Source organism: Bizionia argentinensis JUB59, from assembly GCF_000224335.1.
Taxonomy (GTDB): domain Bacteria; phylum Bacteroidota; class Bacteroidia; order Flavobacteriales; family Flavobacteriaceae; genus Algorimicrobium; species Algorimicrobium argentinense.
Map to the genome: position 1 here is coordinate 35,742 of NZ_AFXZ01000012.1, position 19,387 is coordinate 55,128.

The following is a 19,387-nucleotide window of genomic DNA, read 5'->3' on the forward strand; positions in this document are numbered from 1 at the left end:
TATCTTAACTTTGTGTGTTATTTTTAGCTCCAACTACGATTGTTACGTGGTTTGAACGTTTTCTAATTCTGTGTGCACGACCTTGTGGTGCTGGACGCAATCTCTTTAACATTGAGCCACCATCCACACGGATCTCCTTAATAAATAATTCAGCTTCTTCAATACTTGCATCTTCGTTTTTAGCTTGCCAGTTTGCAATTGCAGACAATAACAAAGTTTCTAAACGGTTTGATGCTTCTTTCTGGCTGAATTTTAAAATATTAAGCGCCTTCTCTACGCGTTCACCTCTTACTAAATCGGCTACTAAACGCATTTTTCTCGGTGATGTAGGACAGTTATTAAGTTTTGCAAAAGCGATTTCCTTTTTTGCTTCCTTAATAGCGTCTGCCATTTGTTTTTTACGACTTCCCATAGCTTACTACTTTTTACCTTTATTTTTAGCACCTGCGTGACCTCTAAAAGATCGTGTAGGTGAAAATTCTCCTAACTTGTGTCCTACCATGTTTTCAGTTACATATACCGGAACAAATTGACGTCCGTTATGTACTGCTATTGTTTGTCCAACAAAGTCCGGTGTAATCATAGAGGCTCTAGACCACGTTTTGATTACCGTCTTTTTGTTGCCATCAACATTGGCAGTCACTTTTCTCTCTAACTTATAATGAACGTAAGGTCCTTTTTTTAATGATCTTGACATGACTTATTATTTCTTTCTACGTTCTACAATATATTTATTACTCGCTTTTGTTTTAGAACGGGTTCTATAACCTTTAGCAGGTATACCATTTCTAGAACGAGGATGACCACCTGAAGATTTCCCTTCACCACCACCCATTGGGTGATCGACTGGGTTCATCACTACTGGTCTTGTACGAGGTCTTCTTCCTAACCATCTTGTTCTACCAGCTTTACCTGATACTAACAATTGATGATCGGAGTTAGAAACCGCTCCTATTGTAGCCATACATGTAATTAACACTAAACGTGTTTCACCTGATGGTAATTTAATAGATGCAAATTTATCGCCTCTAGCCATTAATTGTGCGAACGTTCCAGCACTTCTAGCCATAACAGCTCCTTGACCTGGACGTAATTCAACACAAGAAATAATAGTTCCTAATGGAATTTGAGAAAGTGGCATTGCATTACCTACTTCTGTTGCAACATTACTTGCACCAGAAACAATAGACTGACCTACTTGTAAGCCGTTCTGAGCAATTATATATGCTTTCTCACCGTCTTGATAGTTTAACAACGCAATAAACGCTGTTCTGTTTGGATCATATTCGATAGACTTAACTTCAGCTGGAATTCCAGTTTTGTTACGCTTATAATCGATAATACGATACCTTCTTTTATGACCACCACCTATGTAGCGCATAGTCATTACTCCACGACTGTTTCTACCACCAGATCTTTTAATCGGAGCTAATAAACTTTTCTCCGGCTTATCAGTAGTAATGGCGTCATACCCATTTACTACTCTAAATCGCTGTCCTGGTGTGGTTGGTTTTAATTTTCTTACTGACATTTTTTGTTGTCTTTAATTACATGTTACTGTATAAATCAATCATTTCACCTTCCGCCAGTTGTACAATTGCCTTTTTAACAGCATTTGTTTTACCATGTTGAATACCAGTTTTTGTAAACTTAGTACTTCTATCTGGACGGACATTTATAGTACGAACTTTTTCAACAGAAACGCCATAAGCAGCTTCCACCGCTTTTTTGATTTCTACCTTGTTCGCCTTGGTATTCACCGCGAAAGTATAGCAGTTTCTTAACTCGCTATCTGCAGTCGCTTTTTCTGTGATTATAGGTTTAATTAAGATGTTCATCTGTTTCTTATTTACTTAAATTCGATTCAATTCCTTCAATAGCGCTCTCTAATAGTATCACCTGATTTGCATTTAAAATCTTGTAAGTACTTATCTCTGAGCTAGTTATAACTTCAGAACCTTTTAGATTACGTGAGGACAAATATACATTATTATTTGAACCACCCAACACAAAGAGAGATTTTTTGTTTACTAGATCTAAAGCTTTTAATATTGCCGTGAAATTTTTTGTCTTTGGCGACTCAAAATTAAAGTCTTCCAAAATAACAATCGATTTCTCATTTGCCTTAATTGTTAAAGCAGATTTACGAGCTAATCGTTTCACGTTTTTATTTAATTTAAAGCTATAGCTTCTTGGTCTAGGTCCGAACATACGTCCACCACCTTTAAAAACACCAGACTTAATACTACCCGCACGAGCTGTACCAGTACCCTTTTGTTTTTTTATCTTACGTGTACTACCAGAAATTTCTGCACGCTCTTTTGCTTTATGAGTCCCTTGTCTTTGGTTTGCTAAATATTGTTTAACATCCAAATAAACTGCATGATTATTAGGCTCAATAGCAAACACATCTTTAGACAAGTTAACTTGTCTTCCTGTGTCTTTTCCGTTTATATCTAAAACTGCTACTTTCATTATTTTCTAATAATTACATAAGCGTTTTTATGTCCAGGAACACATCCCTTAACAACAAGTAGATTCTTTTCAGCAACTACTTTTAAAACTCTTAAATTTTCAACTTTTACTTGATCAGTTCCCATTCTTCCGCCCATTTTCATTCCTTTGAAAATTCTTGCAGGATAAGAAGCTGCACCAACAGAACCTGGAGCTCTTCCCATACTTTGTTGACCGTGGGTTCTTTGAGAACCTGCGAATCCGTGACGTTTTACAACACCTTGAAATCCTTTACCTTTAGAAATTCCAGTTACATCAACAAACTCTCCTTCTGTAAAGTAATCTACACCGATAGAATCACCTAATTTGTACTCCTCATCAAAACCTTTAAATTCAGCGATTTTGCGTTTTACAGAAGTTCCTGCTTTTTTAGCATGACCTAAGTCAGCTTTAGTAGCGCTTTTTTCTGTCGCGTCATCGAAACCAAGTTGAACAGCTTTATAACCGTCAACTTCTTCAGTTCTGACTTGGGTAACGATACATGGTCCAGCTTCGATTACTGTACATGGAATGTTTTTTCCATTTTCATCGAAGATGCTGGTCATACCGATTTTTTTTTCCAATTAACCCAGACATAATTTTCTTTGTTTATGAACAAGCCTTAACTCGTTCTTACGTTATTGTATTGACAAGTCGCGACTTGTCAGCTTTTGTTTGTATATGGGTAAGTCGCGACTTACCTTTACTAATGTATCAAGGCTGAAAAATACATTTCAGCCTTGAATTGTACTTTTCCATTTTTCCTTAACCAGTCGTTAAGGACATGTTTATCCACGCTAATGCGGGAACCTCTCAATCGAAATATTCCGACTTTGAGATACCTGCCTTTGCAGGTATATACTTAAACTTTGATCTCTACTTCTACGCCACTTGGCAACTCCAATTTCATTAGAGCGTCAATCGTTTTAGAAGATGAAGAGTAAATATCTAATAAACGCTTATAAGAGCTTAATTGAAATTGTTCTCTTGCCTTCTTGTTAACGTGAGGTGAACGTAATACAGTGAAAATTTTCTTGTGCGTTGGCAATGGAATTGGTCCCGTTACTACTGCACCTGTACTTTTTACTGTTTTTACAATCTTTTCAGCAGACTTATCTACTAAATTGTGATCGTAAGACTTTAACTTTATTCTAATTTTCTGACTCATTTTCTTAAGATTTACGATTCAATACCTTTAGCTGCTTTAATAACTTCTTCTGAAATATTTGAAGGTGTTTCAGCATAATGTGAAAATTCCATTGTTGATGTTGCACGTCCTGAAGACAATGTTCTTAATGTTGTAACATATCCAAACATTTCTGATAAAGGTACAGTTGCTTTCACAGTTTTTGCTCCAGCTCTATCACCCATATCACTCATTTGTCCACGACGACGGTTTAAATCTCCAACAATATCACCCATGTTTTCTTCAGGAGTAATTACCTCAAGTTTCATAATAGGTTCCATTATAACAGCTTTTGCTGCTTTTGCTGAATTTCTAAATCCTAATTTTGCTGCTAATTCGAATGATAATTGATCCGAATCCACATCGTGATAAGATCCATCTTTTAACGTTACTTTCATAGCATCTACTTCGTAACCTGCTAATGGACCATTTTGCATAGCCATTTTAAATCCTTTTTCAATAGAAGGGATAAACTCTTTAGGAACGTTACCGCCTTTAATTGTAGACTCAAACTGTAATCCTACCACACCTTCGTCTGCTGGCCCAATCGTAAATACGATATCGGCAAACTTACCACGACCACCAGATTGTTTTTTGTAAACTTCTCTATGATCTGCTTCTTGTGTAATAGCTTCTTTATACTCAACTTGTGGTTTACCTTGGTCTACTTCCACCTTAAACTCACGACGTAAACGATCCACAATAATATCTAAGTGTAGTTCACCCATTCCTGATATAATTGTCTGACCTGAATTTTCATCAGTTCTTGCTGTAAACGTTGGATCTTCTTCAGCCAGTTTAGCTAAAGCCATACCTAATTTATCAACATCAGCTTTAGTTTTAGGCTCAACCGCAATACCAATTACAGGATCAGGGAAGTCCATAGACTCTAAAACTATTGGATGCTTTTCATCAGACATGGTGTCACCAGTCTTAATATCTTTAAATCCAACTGCTGCTCCAATATCTCCCGCTTCTAGATAATCTAAAGCAATTTGCTTATTAGAGTGCATTTGGTAGATACGAGAAATACGTTCCTTTTTACCTGAACGGTTATTCAAGATGTATGAACCTGCATCTAAACGACCTGAATAAGCACGGAAGAAAGCTAAACGACCAACAAAAGGATCGGTAGCAATTTTAAATGCTAATGCGGAAAAAGGCTCCTTAACATCTGGTCTACGTCTTTCTTCAGCTCCAGTATCAGGATTTGTTCCTATAACACTTTCTCTATCCATTGGAGAAGGTAGGTAACGACATACAGCATCTAATAAGAACTGTACACCTTTATTTTTGAACGATGATCCACATACCATTGGAATGATAGCCATATCCATAACAGCAGCTCTAAGTGCAGTGTGCACTTCGTCTTCTGTAATAGAATTTTCATCTTCCATGAATTTCTCTAATAAGTTTTCATCGTAACCAGCAACTTCCTCGATTAGTAAAGCACGGTATTTACGTACTTCATCTTTCATATCTTCTGGAATATCTACAACATCAAATGTAGAGCCATAGTTCTCATCGTGCCATACAATAGCACGGTTTTTTACTAAATCAACGATACCTTTAAAATCGTCCTCATCACCAATGTTTAAAACAATTGGTACTGCGTTAGACTTAAGCATATCCTTTACTTGTTGACAAACACCTAAAAAGTCAGATCCTTGACGGTCCATTTTGTTAACGAAACCAATTCTTGGGACTTTATAATTATCAGCTAATCTCCAGTTAGTTTCAGATTGTGGCTCAACACCATCTACTGCGCTAAATAAGAAAACTAAACCATCAAGCACACGTAATGAACGGTTTACCTCTACGGTAAAATCTACGTGACCTGGAGTGTCAATTATATTAAAATGGTAACTCTGCGCATCTGCAGTAGGCTCAGCATTTTCCATAGGAAAAACCCAGTCACAAGTTGTTGCAGCAGACGTAATTGTAATACCTCTTTCTGCTTCTTGCTCCATCCAGTCCATTGTAGATGAACCTTGGTGAGTTTCACCCATTTTATGATTTACGCCTGTATAAAAAAGAATACGCTCTGTTGTTGTTGTTTTACCAGCATCAATATGAGCCGCAATTCCAATATTCCTTGTTAATTTTAAATCTCTTGCCATTTGTTAAAATCTAAAGTGTGAGAATGCTTTGTTCGCTTCTGCCATCTTGTGTGTATCAACACGTTTTTTAACCGCCGCTCCTTCTTCTTTAGCTGCTGCTAAAATTTCTGATGCTAAACGCTGTGCCATAGACTTCTCATTTCTCTTACGTGAATAGGTAATTAACCACTTCATTGCTGTAGAAACTTTACGATCTGGACGTATTTGCATTGGAATTTGGAATGTTGCACCACCAACACGACGACTACGTACTTCTACGTGAGGCATCACATTTGATAAAGCGTCTTTCCACATTTCTAATGCCGTTTTCTCTTCATCTGTTTTCTTTTCTTCTACGATATCAATTGCATCGTAAAATACTTTAAAAGCTACTGACTTCTTACCATCCCACATCATCATGTTTACGAATCTAGTTACTAACTGATCGTTAAAACGAGGATCTGGCAAAAGCGGTCTCTTTTTTGCTGCTTTTTTTCTCATGTCTTCTTTTTGAGTTTTTAGTTTTTAGCTTTGATTATAAATGCTTTCGCAATCATAACTCATAACTTTTAACTTGTTTTACTTCTTAGGGCGTTTTGCACCATACTTAGATCTACGTTGCGTTCTACCTGCAACACCTGCTGTGTCTAAGGCACCACGTACAATGTGATATCTAACTCCTGGTAAATCTTTTACCCTTCCACCTCTAACCAATACTATCGAGTGTTCTTGTAAGTTATGTCCTTCTCCTGGGATGTATGCGTTTACTTCCTTACCATTGGTTAACCTTACTCTTGCAACTTTACGCATTGCTGAATTAGGTTTTTTTGGTGTAGTAGTATAAACACGCGTACATACTCCACGTCTTTGTGGACAAGACTCTAAAGCAACCGATTTACTCTTCTTGGTTATTTTGGTTCTTCCTTTTCGTACTAATTGTGAAATTGTTGGCATATATTTCTATATAAATTTTGTTTAACCTCTATTTGAGGGCTGCAAAGGTAGAAAAATATTTTTATTTTTCAAATCATAATTCATTAATTTTCAATAGAAATTAAAAAATATCGCAAACATTATATAAAAGCACTTGTTTTTGCGTTAGTTTTACAGTTCAATCACTTACAAAAAAACGTGCAAAAGAGAATTATATTTTTACTCCTTATTATATACGTTTGTTTTTCCACAAGCTTAATGGGACAGAATTTATACTTACGAATTCAAAGTAATGACGAAAAGGAAACAAAATTATTGGATTCCATTTATTTCACAAAAACACATAAAGACTACTATACTCTTGAGCAGGAGCTAAACACACTTAAGGCTAAACTGAATCGTTTGGGTTATATAGATGCAGAATGGAACGTATTAAAAAAGTTAAACGACTCGGTTTTTGAATCCAATGTTACTCTAAAGAAGCCCTATAAATACATACATATATATTACAACGTTTCACAATTACCCACTTCTACAATAAGACAACTTCGCAAAGATAAAAGTAAAGCCTTTTTCATCGTCAATTTTCAACAAATTGAAAAAACACTTCAATTTATAAACCAGCAGATTTCTGAAAAAGGCTTCCCTTTCAATAAAGCAAAACTAGAAAACATTCAGAAAAAAGAAGGCAGCACCTTGAAAGCGAATTTGGTTATTTCGGAACAAAACCATAAACGCTACATAGATAAGATCTTAGTTAAAGGCTATGAGAAATTTCCGAAGTCCTATTTAAAACAGTACTTGAAACTCAAAAATGGCGCCCCAATAAATTTAGCAAAGGTAAAACAACAAACCAACTTGCTACAAGAACTCCCCTTTGCAAATCAAATAAAGGAACCTGAAATATTATTTAGTAGAGAATCCACTATATTATATGTATACATTGAAAAAACAAAAAGCAATAGCTTTGATGGATTTCTTGGGTTTGGTACGGATGAAGCAACCAGCAAATTAGCACTTACTGGCTATTTAAATCTAGAACTTACCAACAATTTAAATTATGGCGAAACATTATCAATCGCATATCGTAGTGATGAAAGCGAACAAAAATCGTTTGCTGCTAATCTAAAATTACCGTATTTATTTAGTACGCCTATTGGAGCCGAATTCGAGTTAAGCATATTTAAAAAGGATTCTTCTTTTACAACAGCGCAACAAAGCGCCAGAATAAATTACCTGTTAAATTCTAAAAACCAGTTTTCTATTGGTTTGAAATCTACTAAATCCAACAACCTATTAAGTAACGATAATTTAAACCCTTTTATCAGAGACTATACGACCACATTTTACAATGCGCGTTACCTTTATACCCACCATCTTAAAAACAGACCACTATTTAAAAGAAATGCACAAGTTCGCCTTGAAACCGGCTTTGGAAATAGAGCAACAAAGGAAGAACGCCAGAGGCAACTTCATTTTGAGCTAGACGCTTTTAAAATCTTTAATTTGAATTTAAAAAATAACGTGTATTTAAAAGCCTCCAGCTATGGATTATTTTCGAATACTTATTTAGAAAATGAATTATCGCGCTTTGGCGGAATCAATTCTATAAGAGGTTTTGAAGAAAATAGTTTAAATGCATCATTTTACGCACTTTTAGCTTCTGAATACCGTTACTCATTAAGTCCTAATTTATACGTACATTCCATTATTGATGTTGCCTATTTTGAGAACAAAATAATAAATCAAAAAACAAAACTTTACAGCTTTGGATTTGGTTTTGGCCTCAATACTAAAGCAGGTCTATTACGCTTTAATTACGCTAATGGCAAAAGTGAAGAGCGAATTTTCAAATTCTCAAATTCAAAGATCCACATTAGCCTAACGGCAGCTTTTTAACAGTTATAGTGGCATAAACTCATCTAATTCCAAAAAAAAACAAAAACTTTAACCATAATTTATTGGTACTTTAACTTTTTATTATGATTTTTGAAGAGATTAATTCAAAAAATATAGAATAATGAAAACAAAGTTTAGTGGAATTTTAACGCTCTTAATGGCGTTTGTTGTGCAACTAACGTTTGCGCAGGAAAAAACAATTTCAGGAACGGTTTCTGAAGAAAACGGATTGCCGCTACCAACGGCAACAATAATTATTCAAGGAACTAATACTGGTACATCAACCGATTTTGATGGTAGCTATTCAATTACTGCCCAAGTAGGAGATGTATTAATTTATAGTTATGTGGGGCATGCCAGCCAGTCTAAAACAGTTGGAGCATCTAACCAAATAAACATTTCCTTAGTGCCAGACAACACTTTAGATGAAATTGTTGTAACAGCACTTGGTATTAAAAGAGAAAAGAAAAGTCTTGGGTACGCTACTCAAGAACTAGATGGGGATGCTGTTTCTACAGTTCAAAGCCAAAACTTTGTAAATTCTTTATCTGGTAAAGTAGCTGGTTTAGATATTAAAAGCTCTGGTACTTTAGGTGGGTCCACCAATGTTGTAATTAGAGGTAATAACTCCCTTTCTGGAAACAACCAAGCTCTTTTTGTAATTGATGGAGTGCCAATTAGCAATCAAAATACAAACACATCTAGCCAACAAAGCGGTGCGGGTGGTTATGACTACGGTAACGCAGCATCGGATGTTAACCCAGATGATATTGCCTCAATAAACGTACTAAAAGGTGCGGCCGCTACTGCTCTTTACGGTTCTAGAGGAATGCATGGTGCTATAATTATTACGACTAAAAAAGGAACGACTAAAAAAGGTATAGGTGTTACTGTTAGTTCAAGTACAATGGTGGGACGCGCTGATAAAGAAACGCTTCCTACTTACCAAGACAAATACGGTGCTGGTTACGGAACTTATTACGCTTCTCCTGATGGTTATTTTAATTATGAGGATTTTAATGGCGATGGTAATATGGATCTTGTAACACCTACAACAGAAGATGCATCTTATGGTGCTCCATTCGATCCTAACCTATATGTTTATCAATGGGATTCTTGGTTTCCACAATTGGATACATACAAACAAGCAAAGCCATGGTTAGCTGGTGAAAATGATCCAAACTATGTTTGGGGAACGTCTAGTACTTATGTGAATTCTGTAGCTTTAGACGGCTCAAACGACACTAGTAGCTTCAGACTTGGTTATACCAATATGATACAAGAGGGAAATTTACCTAATAGTGAAATTAAAAGAAACTCTATAAATTTCAATGGCTCTCATAAATTTACCGACAAATTAACTGCGTCCACGTCATTTACCTATACGAAAACAAGTGGTAAAGGTCGATATGGAACTGGTTACGATTCTAACAACGTAATGCAACAGTTTAGACAATGGTGGCAAACAAACGTTGATTTAAAAGGTCAAAAAGACGCTTATTTCGCTACGCGTGAAAACATTACATGGAACACAGCCTCTTCTACAGACCTGACTGCAAAATATTCTGATAACCCTTATTGGACTTTCTATGAAAACTATGAAACAGATTCTAGAAATAGGTATTTTGGAAACGTCGCTCTAAATTACGAGTTAAACGATTGGATTAGCCTAATGGGTAGGTTTACGTATGATACTTTTACAGAGCTACAAGAAGAGCGCACAAATGTATCGAGTGCAAACGTATCTAGCTATAGTAGATTTAACAATCAAGTTGCTGAATATAATACGGACTTATTTTTAAACTTTAATAGAGATTTAAGTGATAAGTTAAATTTAGATGGTAACATTGGATTTAACCTAAGAAGACAAACATGGAACTCTATAAGAGCACAAACAAATGGTGGTTTAGGTATTCCTGGATTGTATTCATTATCTAACTCTGTGAGCCCTATTATTGCGCCTAACGAATACGAGGCTACCAAAATGGTAGACGGTCTTTTTGCAAGAGCAAGTTTAGGCTATGATGGTTTTGCTTTTATAGAAGGTACATACAGAAGAGATCGTTCTTCTGCCTTACCACAAGAGAATAATACATATGGTTATTACTCAGTTTCTGGTAGTTTCGTTTTTAGTCAATTTATTGATGCAAAATGGTTATCTTTTGGGAAGTTAAGAGCAAATTATGCTGAAGTTGGTGATGATACTGGCCCATACAGAGTATATAATACATATAATATTGCCGCTCCTTTTGATGGGTCTGGTGTCGCTTCTAACGGGCCTTCTTTAAATAACTTAGGCCTTAAACCACAAAGACAAAAGTCTTATGAGTTTGGTGTAGACATGTCTTTCTTTAACAGAAGAGCAGGTTTTGATGTCGCATATTACAACACACTAACCGAAGATCAAATTGTAAACGTTCCATATTCTAGTTCTACAGGTTACGGATCAAGATGGTTAAATGCTGGTACTATTGAAAATAAAGGTCTTGAACTACAAGTTTTTGGTACGCCTATAAAAAGTGAAAATTTCAAATGGGATATTTCTGTAAACTGGGCTAAAAATGAAAGTCAAGTTGTTGAATTGCTTGAAGGTATCGAAAATCTTCAGTTAGCAGGCTTACAAGGAGGTATTTCTATAAATGCAACACCTGGTGAACCTTATGGAACAATTAGAGGTTCAGATTATCAGTATCACGCAAATGGAGGGAAAATCATAGGAGCAACTGGTTACTATTTACAATCAGCTACTTCTAATGAAGTTATTGGAAATGTTACTCCAGACTGGAAAGCTGGTATAATCAATTCAGTATCTTATAAAAACTTGAGCTTAAGTTTTTTAATTGATATCCAAGAAGGTGGTGATGTATTCTCATTAGATACTTGGTATGGTTACTCAACTGGTTTATACGATTTTACTGCAGCAAATAACGATTTAGGAAACCCAGTAAGAAACCCAGTAACAAGCGGATCTAACAGTGGTGGAGTTATACTTGATGGTGTACAAGCAGATGGAACACCTAATACGGTTCGTGCTAGCGCAACAAATTCAGCAAACCCTTGGGGATACTCTAGAAACCCAAATGCAGCACATATTTATGATGCATCTTTTGTTAAGCTAAGAGAAATGAGCCTAACGTATAAATTAGGTGATAAATTAATCGATAAATTACCTTTCACTAATATTTCACTTTCAGTAATAGGTAAAAACTTATGGATAATTCACAAAAATGTGCCTTTTGCAGATCCTGAAGCTGGATTAAGCTCTGGAAATATTCAAGGGTATCAATCAGGCTCTTATCCTTCAATTAGAGAAGTAGGAGCTAGTTTAAAACTACAATTTTAATAAAAATATTATGAAAAAAATCTTTATTTCAATCCTTACGCTCACGCTTGTATTTTCATGTATGAGCGATGAAAAATATGATCGCTTAAATCAGGATCCTAAAAACCCTACTGAGGTTACGGCAGATGTATTGTTCACTTCTGCAACTAAAAGTTTGGTAGATCAAATGTCCAGTACAAATCAGAATCGAAATGTATTTAAGCTATTTGCGCAATACTTTACACAAGTAACTTATGTTGACGAATCTAACTATGATTTAAACGGTAGAGGTATAACAGATACCCACTGGACAATAATTAATACAAATGTATTATTTGACCTAAAAGACTCTAAAAGCAAAGTTTTAGCAAACACAGAGTTAACAGCTTCAGAAAAAGCTGGTAGAGTTGCACAAATAGAGGTGCTTTCAGTATATGCTTGGCAATTACTGACTGATAGCTTTGGAAACATTCCATATACGGAAGCACTAGACATAGAGCAATTTCCGCTACCTGCATACGATGATCCAGCAACGGTAATTTATCCAGATCTAATAAACAGATTAGACGCCGTGATTGCTGACTTTGATACTGCTGATGGATTTGATAATACTGCGGATAGAATTTATGGAGGTAATATGGCTGCTTGGAAAAAGTTTGCTAACTCTTTAAAACTACGAGTTGGTATTCGTTTATCTGATGTTAACCCAACTTTATCAAGAAGCACTGTGGAAACTGCCGCACTATCAGGCGTATTTACTTCTAATGCAGACAATGCTTTATTAAATTACCAAAGTGCAACACCAAACACAAATCCACTATGGTTAGATTTAGTGCAATCTGGACGTTCAGACTTTGTAGCGACTAATACTATGGTAGACATTATGAACACCAAAAATGATCCTAGAAGACCTTTGTATTTTAAAGAAAATTTAGGAGCAGGTACTTTCGTTGGTGGACCTTATGGTGATTTTAACGATTTTTCTACAAACACTCATTTAGGTGCTCTATTGCACGAGGCAACATTTGCAGGTGTATTAATGGATTACGCTGAAGTTTCCTTTTATTTAGCCGAAGCTGCCGAACAAACATTTAATGTTGGTGGATCTGCTAGTTTCTTTTACACAAATGGTATAACTGCTTCAATTGAATATTGGGGAGGTTCACCTGGAGATGTTATTGGGTATTTAGCAAGAACCGATGTTGCCTATGCTTCAGCTCCAGGAACATGGAGAGAAAAAATAGGTACTCAATTTTGGTTAGCTATGTACAATAGAGGTTTTGAAGGTTGGACCGTTTGGAGAAAATTTGATGCACCAACATTGAATATTGCTGTTGAATCTGGTTTACCTGTTCCAAACAGATACACGTATCCAATTGATGAACAAAACCTTAATAGTACTAACTGGGCAGATGGCTCTAGCGGTTTAGGTGCCGGCGGAGACGCGCAATCCACGAAATTATTTTGGGATATAAATTAAAAAATAAAACCAGTATAAAATAAGCTGGGAATATTTTAAAAAAACTAAACCAGAGAAGTTAACTTCTCTGGTTTTTTTATGACTAAATGTAATTATTACAATACAGCTTGATAAAAGATCAGACGTCAGATATTCAAGTAAGAATTATAACTTGGTTTCAGAAAATAATATTTCAATAAAATGCTATTTAAAAACCAGGAAACATTATTACTTTAAAAACCACCTCAACACAGGTGGTTTTTTTATACCTTTGTTTTATGGAAAATGAGACACAAATTTTTGGCTTACATTCGGTAATTGAAGCAATTCAAGCTGGAAAAACAATTGAAAAAATTTTTATTCAAAAAGGTTTACAAGGTGGGCTTTCGCACGAGTTGGAGTCATTGATCAGAAAAGAAGGTATAAATGCATCTTATGTTCCTGTAGAAAAGTTAAACCGTCTAACCTCCAGTAACCATCAAGGTGTTGTGGCGCAAATATCGCCTATTGCTTACTATGACATTGAGGATTTAGTTTTGGATGTTATTGAATCAGGTAAAACACCCCTGTTTTTACTATTGGATCAATTGAGTGATGTTCGTAATTTTGGAGCTATTATTCGAACAGCAGAATGTACTGGTGTTAATGGGATTATTATTCAGAAAAAAGGAAGCGCTCCTATAAATGGTGATACCATTAAAACAAGTGCTGGCGCTGTTTTTAAAATGCCTATTTGCCGCGTGGACCATATAAAAGATGCCATGTTTCACATGCAAGCTTCAGGCATAAAGCTTATAGCTGCTACAGAAAAAACAAATGACACGATTTATGATATAGATTTCACTGGACCGTGCGCTATTATTATGGGCTCTGAAGGACGCGGAATTAATCCCTCTGTTTTAAAACTAGCCGATCATAAAGCTAAACTTCCACTTCTTGGCACTATAGAATCTTTAAATGTTTCTGTTGCCTGTGGCGCATTTCTTTACGAAGTAGTTAGACAGCGTTTAGTTTAATCAATCGTCTGACTTTTTAAAAATATAATTAATAGTTAGTCCTTGTGAATTATTTTCACTTTTTTCAGGTAATACTGTTTCTGGTTCGGGTTGGCTTTCAACAAAATTTCCATCGGCATCAAAATGCTTTAAAAAAGGATCATCGGCTTCATTATAACTTGGTTGTTCCCAATGGTATTTACTGGGCTTTGGAATATCCTTTTTAAAAATAAAGGCAAATACAAAGCCCACAATTAAACCTGATAAATGGCCTTCCCAAGAAACACCATCTTTTATTGGTAGCACATACCAAATCATACTTCCATATAGAAAAATAACCAGTAAACTCAACGCTATTAATCGGAAGTGTTTGGTGATAATTCCTTTAAAAAACAAAAAACTTACCAAAACATAAATTAATCCACTAATACCAATATGATATGCAGGTCTTCCAATACCCCACGTTAAGAGGCCTGAAAGTATAATACCTAAAATCAGTATTTTCCATGCCATTTGCCTATAGAAGTAAAACAAACCAGCGGTTAAAACAAATAGCGGAATGGTGTTATGATAGAGGTGCGTAATTCCCGAATGAATAAATGGACTAAATATAACTCCGCGCAACCCCGATAATTTTTGAGGAAAAATACCGAAAACAGTAAAGTTTACTCGAAAGCGAATTTCAACCCAGAACACCAACCATATTAACAAAGTAAATGCCACAGGTACTAAAACCACGCTATTAGAAAACTTAAATTCTTCTTGACTTTTCATAACTAATCTTTAACAAATAGTTAACCATTATTACGCGTCTGAAAAATTGTCAGTCATAAAAATAATAGCTTTATTACAAATTGTTAATCAAAATGTACGAAACCAATCTTATTGTTCCTATTATATTATAAATTTACCACATGAATGAACCTTTAGCAGAACGTTTAAGACCTAAATCACTTGATGAGTATATAAGTCAAGCGCATTTAGTGGGGCCAAATGGTACGTTAACCAATCAAATAAAACAGGGCTTAATCCCGTCTCTAATTCTTTGGGGACCACCAGGAATAGGTAAAACCACTTTAGCAAATATTATTGCTACAGAATCCAAGAGACCATTTTATACGTTAAGTGCTATAAATTCTGGAGTTAAAGATATTCGCGAGGTTATAGATAAAGCAAAACAATCTGGTGGATTATTTACCACCAAAAACCCCATACTATTTATTGATGAAATTCATCGCTTTAGTAAATCGCAACAAGACTCATTATTACAAGCCGTTGAAAAAGGTTGGGTAACGCTAATTGGCGCTACCACTGAAAACCCAAGTTTTGAAGTTATTCCAGCCTTATTATCGCGTTGTCAAGTTTATATACTAAATGCTTTTAATAAAGCTGATTTAGAAGCACTTTTAAAGCGTGCCATGGAAGAAGATAGCTACTTGTCGCAAAAAAAAATCACACTTAAGGAAACCGAAGCCCTATTGCGTGTTTCGGGCGGTGATGCAAGGAAACTATTGAATATTTTTGAATTGATTGTCAATTCGCATGAAACCGAAGATATAGTAATTACCAACGAATTGGTTACACAACGCATCCAAAGTAATACAGCTCGCTATGACAAAACTGGTGAACAACATTACGATATTATTTCGGCGCTTATAAAATCCATTCGTGGTAGCGACCCAAATGCGGCTGTTTACTATCTGGCACGTATGATAGAAGGCGGCGAAGATGTTAAGTTTATTGCTAGGCGTTTATTAATTTTAGCTAGTGAAGATATTGGAAATGCCAACCCCACAGCTTTAGTAATTGCCAATAATACGTTTCAGGCTGTATCCACTATTGGCCATCCTGAATCACGAATTATTTTAAGCCAATGTATTACCTATTTAGCTTGTTCTCCTAAAAGTAACGCGGCATATATGGCAATAAATCATGCCCAACAAATAGTTAAGCAAACAGGCGATTTAAGCGTGCCCCTATCCATAAGAAACGCACCTACAAAACTCATGAAGGAAATTGGATATGGCGAAAACTACCAATATGCACATAGCTATGAGAACAATTTTGCTAAACAAGAGTTTTTACCACAGGAAATAAGCAATACCAAATTTTATGAGCCTGGTAATAATGCGCGCGAAAATGCACATCGCGAATTTTTAAAGAATCGTTGGCAAGATAAATACGGATATTAATAGTTTAATCTGATAAAATTAAAATTTGATTTTTGCCTAGAGGTAAGATTTTAAATCTATCAAACTTGTAACCTGCTTTATATTATCTTCAATTTTAACGCCGTGATAATTAAAACAAATGGCATCTATACCGTAACTTAAGGCGCCTAAAATATCCGCTTCCATGTTATCACCAATCATAATACTTTTAGCTTTTTTTGTCGTTGCCATATTTAAGGCATAGTCGAAAATAATAGGGTTAGGCTTTTTAACACCTGCTAATTCGGAATTGGTAACGGTATGGAAGTAATCTAAAATTTTAGACTGTTCTAACTTTTTATGCTGCGATTCCTGAAAGCCGTTCGTAATAATATGCAAACGGTAATTTGGCTTTAAATAATCCAATAGTTCTAAAGTTCCATCGAACAAAAAATTAAAAGTCGATAAGCTCAATACATAGTCATCCGCCAATTTATATATTAAATCATCCGTAATGGCCGCATCCATCGCTTCAAAACTATCTTTTAACCTTCGGTAACGCAGTGAATCCTTATCTATTTGATCATCACGATATAGTTTCCAATACCTTAAGTTTATTGGTTCATATATTTTTAAGAAACCAATAATATCAACTTCAATATTATGCGTCTTAAATATTTTTTCAAAAGTTAATGCCGAATTTTTATCAAAATCCCATAATGTATGGTCTAAATCAAAAAAAACATCTGTAATTCCGTTAAGCTTCATTTGTAGATTCTAATATCATATTAAACAATTCTTTATAGCCACTCCATCGTTCTTTATCACTGAATGTATAGTTATGAAAAACAGATACAAATTCGCCATCTACCATTTTGACTTGATTGATAACTCGCTGTAAAGCTTCTTTTTTATCTAATAATGATTGATGTCTTAAAAGCGTATAATCTAAAACATGATACGCCGTTATTTTTAATGGGGTTTGTATCTCAAAATCCAAATCGTAAAAGAAAAAAGGTGTGCAGGTTCCTGCTCGAAAACCAACTTGATTGACATAACCCATGGTATAATCTTCCAAAATCTCTATTTCAACTAGATTCCGATAAGATTTAGGAATATTCAATTTCGAAAACGAATGTCTAGATGCCAACAAAGAGGTGTTTAAAATAGACTCCATGCGCTTTTTTTCTTTTTTTAAAATTTTGATATTATCTAAAGCAAAATAGGAGGCTTTTAAACCGACACTGCAGTAATCTGCTACTTGCTTTATCAAAGAAATCAGTTCCTTTCTTTGAGCATTGATACCTTTATCATAAGTAGAATAATCGCCTAACAAAAAGAAAAACTGAAATTTAGTTTTATATTGTTTCTGCCTGTTAATTATATATTTAAACGTATCGTCTGGATCGTGTTTCAAGCCTAATAAGACCATCGAACGTATATACAATTTATGAAACTTAAAGCCTGATAAATCCTTAAGCGCACCGCCAAACGTGCGCATTAAGCCTTTTAATTTAAATTCATAAGCTGAAGGCACATCTATAATATTCTTTATAGCATAACTTCTCTTTGGAAATATAAAATCAGGATATTTAGTTTCTAATATTTTCTTGAATTTGTAAGCCCAAATATCGACTACTGGTTGGTGTAAAAAACTGTGATTAAACGCTAAGCTCTCAACGGCAGTAAAACGACCATATTCATCTTTTACATGTGGCAAATACTCTTCATAGCGACTTAGCATATAGAAAGTAGCTGCAAAAAGATCATATGGAATACAACTCTTTTCATTAGTGGCAAAAAAACATTTAGTTTCCTCCCAGTCATGAACTTGAATCTCAACATCGGACAAGCCCTGCTCAAACATTAAATCGTTACTTTTAACAAACAACTCATTTCCTAATGGCTGTTTAGTATAAGACATTTTTAAGGAATTATGTGAAATAAAATCCTCAACCGTTGTTGTAAATGATACGGGTATTTGTAATACTCTGGTAAATATGTGCTTAAATGCATACTTAATTCGTGGTGTTATTTGATGCGTATATATGAGTATCATTAGAGTAAGTTATCGTCAGCGAAGCTAAAATAAGCCTTTTCAGTAATTATCAGATGATCGAGAACTTTAATATCTAAACTTTCGCCTGCTTTTTTTAATTTTTGAGTAATTTGCTTATCTGCTTCACTCGGTTTTAATGTTCCTGAAGGATGATTGTGGGCTAAAATTATGCCTACGGCACCAAACTCCAAAGCAGTTTTAAGAACCAAACGAACATCTACCAGCGTACCTGTAATTCCACCTTTGCTCAATTGTTGTTTTTGTAAAACTTTATTAGAATTGTTTAAATAGATAATCCAAAACTCTTCATGTGGCAATTCGCCAATTATGGGTTGCATAAGCTCGAAAACAGAAACGCTGGAGGTTATCTTTTTTCGTTCCAAAGCTTCTTCACCTCTACGTCTTCTTCCCAGTTCCATAGCAGCAGCAATAGAAATAGCCTTTGCTTCACCAATTCCTTTAAAAGCCATGAGTTGTGTGAGACTTAATTTTCCGAGTTGGCTTAAATTATTATCGACACTTGCCAAAATACGCTTGCATAAATCCAGTGCACTTTCAGTACGATTTCCAGAACCAATTATAATGGCCACCAATTCGGCATCGCTTAAAGCTGCTTTGCCTTTGTCTCGTAATTTTTCGCGTGGTTGATCGTCTTGGCTCCAATTTTTAATGGAAAATGATTGTGGTTTATCCTGCATGGATTAAATATAGAAATTGTAGAAGTCAACTGCAATTAAATGGGTCTTAAATAATTAGACCTTCTTCATTTGGTATATTGAAATAAAACCTAAC

Annotated in this window: 18 protein-coding genes and 1 pseudogene; 5 read left to right on the forward strand and 14 right to left on the reverse strand. The window is 35.2% G+C overall.

What is annotated here, in order from left to right; translation table 11 throughout:
* Positions 1-4: 4 nt before the first annotated feature.
* The 10 genes and pseudogenes from rplV to rpsL form a co-directional block, all read right to left on the reverse strand.
* Entirely contained in the window at positions 5-412 is a 408-nt protein-coding gene (gene rplV / locus BZARG_RS04450; RefSeq protein WP_008635834.1) for a 50S ribosomal protein L22, read from the reverse strand.
* A 6-nt stretch (positions 413-418) separates the two neighbouring features.
* The gene (rpsS, locus tag BZARG_RS04455) at positions 419-697 is read right to left on the reverse strand and encodes a 30S ribosomal protein S19 (RefSeq protein WP_040288012.1); all 279 of its coding nucleotides are present in this window, start codon (positions 695-697) and stop codon (positions 419-421) included.
* Between the two features lie 6 nt (positions 698-703).
* On the reverse strand, positions 704-1,531 hold the full coding sequence (gene rplB / locus BZARG_RS04460) for a 50S ribosomal protein L2 (RefSeq protein WP_008635990.1): 828 nt from the start codon (positions 1,529-1,531) through the stop codon (positions 704-706).
* 16 nt (positions 1,532-1,547) lie between these two features.
* Complete coding sequence (gene rplW / locus BZARG_RS04465; protein WP_040288013.1) at positions 1,548-1,838, reverse strand: 50S ribosomal protein L23; 291 nt, start codon at positions 1,836-1,838, stop codon at positions 1,548-1,550.
* Between the two features lie 7 nt (positions 1,839-1,845).
* Complete coding sequence (gene rplD / locus BZARG_RS04470) at positions 1,846-2,475, reverse strand: 50S ribosomal protein L4 (protein ID WP_008635933.1); 630 nt, start codon at positions 2,473-2,475, stop codon at positions 1,846-1,848.
* A pseudogene (gene rplC, locus BZARG_RS04475) lies at positions 2,475-3,090 on the reverse strand (50S ribosomal protein L3). The gene rplD and the pseudogene rplC overlap by 1 nt, the downstream one beginning before the upstream one ends.
* Before the next feature lie 265 nt (positions 3,091-3,355).
* The gene (gene rpsJ, locus BZARG_RS04480; RefSeq protein WP_006988551.1) at positions 3,356-3,661 is read right to left on the reverse strand and encodes a 30S ribosomal protein S10; all 306 of its coding nucleotides are present in this window, start codon (positions 3,659-3,661) and stop codon (positions 3,356-3,358) included.
* A gap of 11 nt (positions 3,662-3,672) precedes the next feature.
* Positions 3,673-5,799 carry an elongation factor G gene (gene fusA, locus BZARG_RS04485; protein WP_008635848.1) on the reverse strand — a complete coding sequence of 709 codons (2,127 nt, stop codon included), beginning with the start codon at positions 5,797-5,799 and terminating at the stop codon, positions 3,673-3,675.
* Between the two features lie 3 nt (positions 5,800-5,802).
* A complete protein-coding gene (gene rpsG / locus BZARG_RS04490) occupies positions 5,803-6,279 on the reverse strand; it encodes a 30S ribosomal protein S7 (RefSeq protein ID WP_008635875.1) in 477 nt (158 codons plus the stop codon).
* Positions 6,280-6,357: 78 nt separating this feature from the next.
* Positions 6,358-6,732, reverse strand: coding sequence for a 30S ribosomal protein S12 (gene rpsL / locus BZARG_RS04495; RefSeq protein WP_008635886.1), 375 nt, complete (start codon positions 6,730-6,732; stop codon positions 6,358-6,360).
* Between the two features lie 237 nt (positions 6,733-6,969).
* Between rpsL and BZARG_RS04500 the strand changes: the two genes are divergently transcribed.
* The 4 genes from BZARG_RS04500 (at position 6,970) to rlmB (ending at position 14,407) form a co-directional block, all read left to right on the forward strand.
* Positions 6,970-8,610, forward strand: a complete 1,641-nt coding sequence (locus BZARG_RS04500) for a POTRA domain-containing protein (RefSeq protein WP_008635961.1) — start codon at positions 6,970-6,972, stop codon at positions 8,608-8,610.
* Positions 8,611-8,731: 121 nt separating this feature from the next.
* Positions 8,732-11,953, forward strand: coding sequence for a SusC/RagA family TonB-linked outer membrane protein (locus tag BZARG_RS04505; protein WP_008635897.1), 3,222 nt, complete (start codon positions 8,732-8,734; stop codon positions 11,951-11,953).
* A gap of 10 nt (positions 11,954-11,963) precedes the next feature.
* Complete coding sequence (locus BZARG_RS04510; protein WP_040288014.1) at positions 11,964-13,412, forward strand: SusD/RagB family nutrient-binding outer membrane lipoprotein; 1,449 nt, start codon at positions 11,964-11,966, stop codon at positions 13,410-13,412.
* Positions 13,413-13,669: 257 nt separating this feature from the next.
* Positions 13,670-14,407, forward strand: coding sequence for a 23S rRNA (guanosine(2251)-2'-O)-methyltransferase RlmB (gene rlmB / locus BZARG_RS04515; protein ID WP_008635991.1), 738 nt, complete (start codon positions 13,670-13,672; stop codon positions 14,405-14,407).
* Here rlmB and BZARG_RS04520 read toward each other — a convergent pair whose 3' ends face one another.
* Positions 14,408-15,160 carry a rhomboid family intramembrane serine protease gene (locus BZARG_RS04520; protein ID WP_008635921.1) on the reverse strand — a complete coding sequence of 251 codons (753 nt, stop codon included), beginning with the start codon at positions 15,158-15,160 and terminating at the stop codon, positions 14,408-14,410.
* 140 nt (positions 15,161-15,300) lie between these two features.
* Here BZARG_RS04520 and BZARG_RS04525 point away from each other — a divergent pair, with 140 nt between their 5' ends.
* Positions 15,301-16,578: a replication-associated recombination protein A gene (locus tag BZARG_RS04525; protein ID WP_008635920.1), complete on the forward strand. Its 1,278-nt coding sequence runs from the start codon at positions 15,301-15,303 to the stop codon at positions 16,576-16,578.
* A gap of 36 nt (positions 16,579-16,614) precedes the next feature.
* Here BZARG_RS04525 and BZARG_RS04530 read toward each other — a convergent pair whose 3' ends face one another.
* The 3 genes from BZARG_RS04530 to radC are packed head-to-tail and all read right to left on the reverse strand — an operon-like array spanning position 16,615 to position 19,293.
* Positions 16,615-17,304, reverse strand: a complete 690-nt coding sequence (locus BZARG_RS04530; protein WP_008635850.1) for a YjjG family noncanonical pyrimidine nucleotidase — start codon at positions 17,302-17,304, stop codon at positions 16,615-16,617.
* Positions 17,294-18,595, reverse strand: coding sequence for a polysaccharide deacetylase family protein (locus BZARG_RS04535; RefSeq protein WP_008635964.1), 1,302 nt, complete (start codon positions 18,593-18,595; stop codon positions 17,294-17,296). The genes BZARG_RS04530 and BZARG_RS04535 overlap by 11 nt, the downstream gene beginning before the upstream one ends.
* Complete coding sequence (gene radC, locus BZARG_RS04540) at positions 18,595-19,293, reverse strand: RadC family protein (RefSeq protein ID WP_008635996.1); 699 nt, start codon at positions 19,291-19,293, stop codon at positions 18,595-18,597. The genes BZARG_RS04535 and radC overlap by 1 nt, the downstream gene beginning before the upstream one ends.
* Positions 19,294-19,387: the final 94 nt, after the last annotated feature.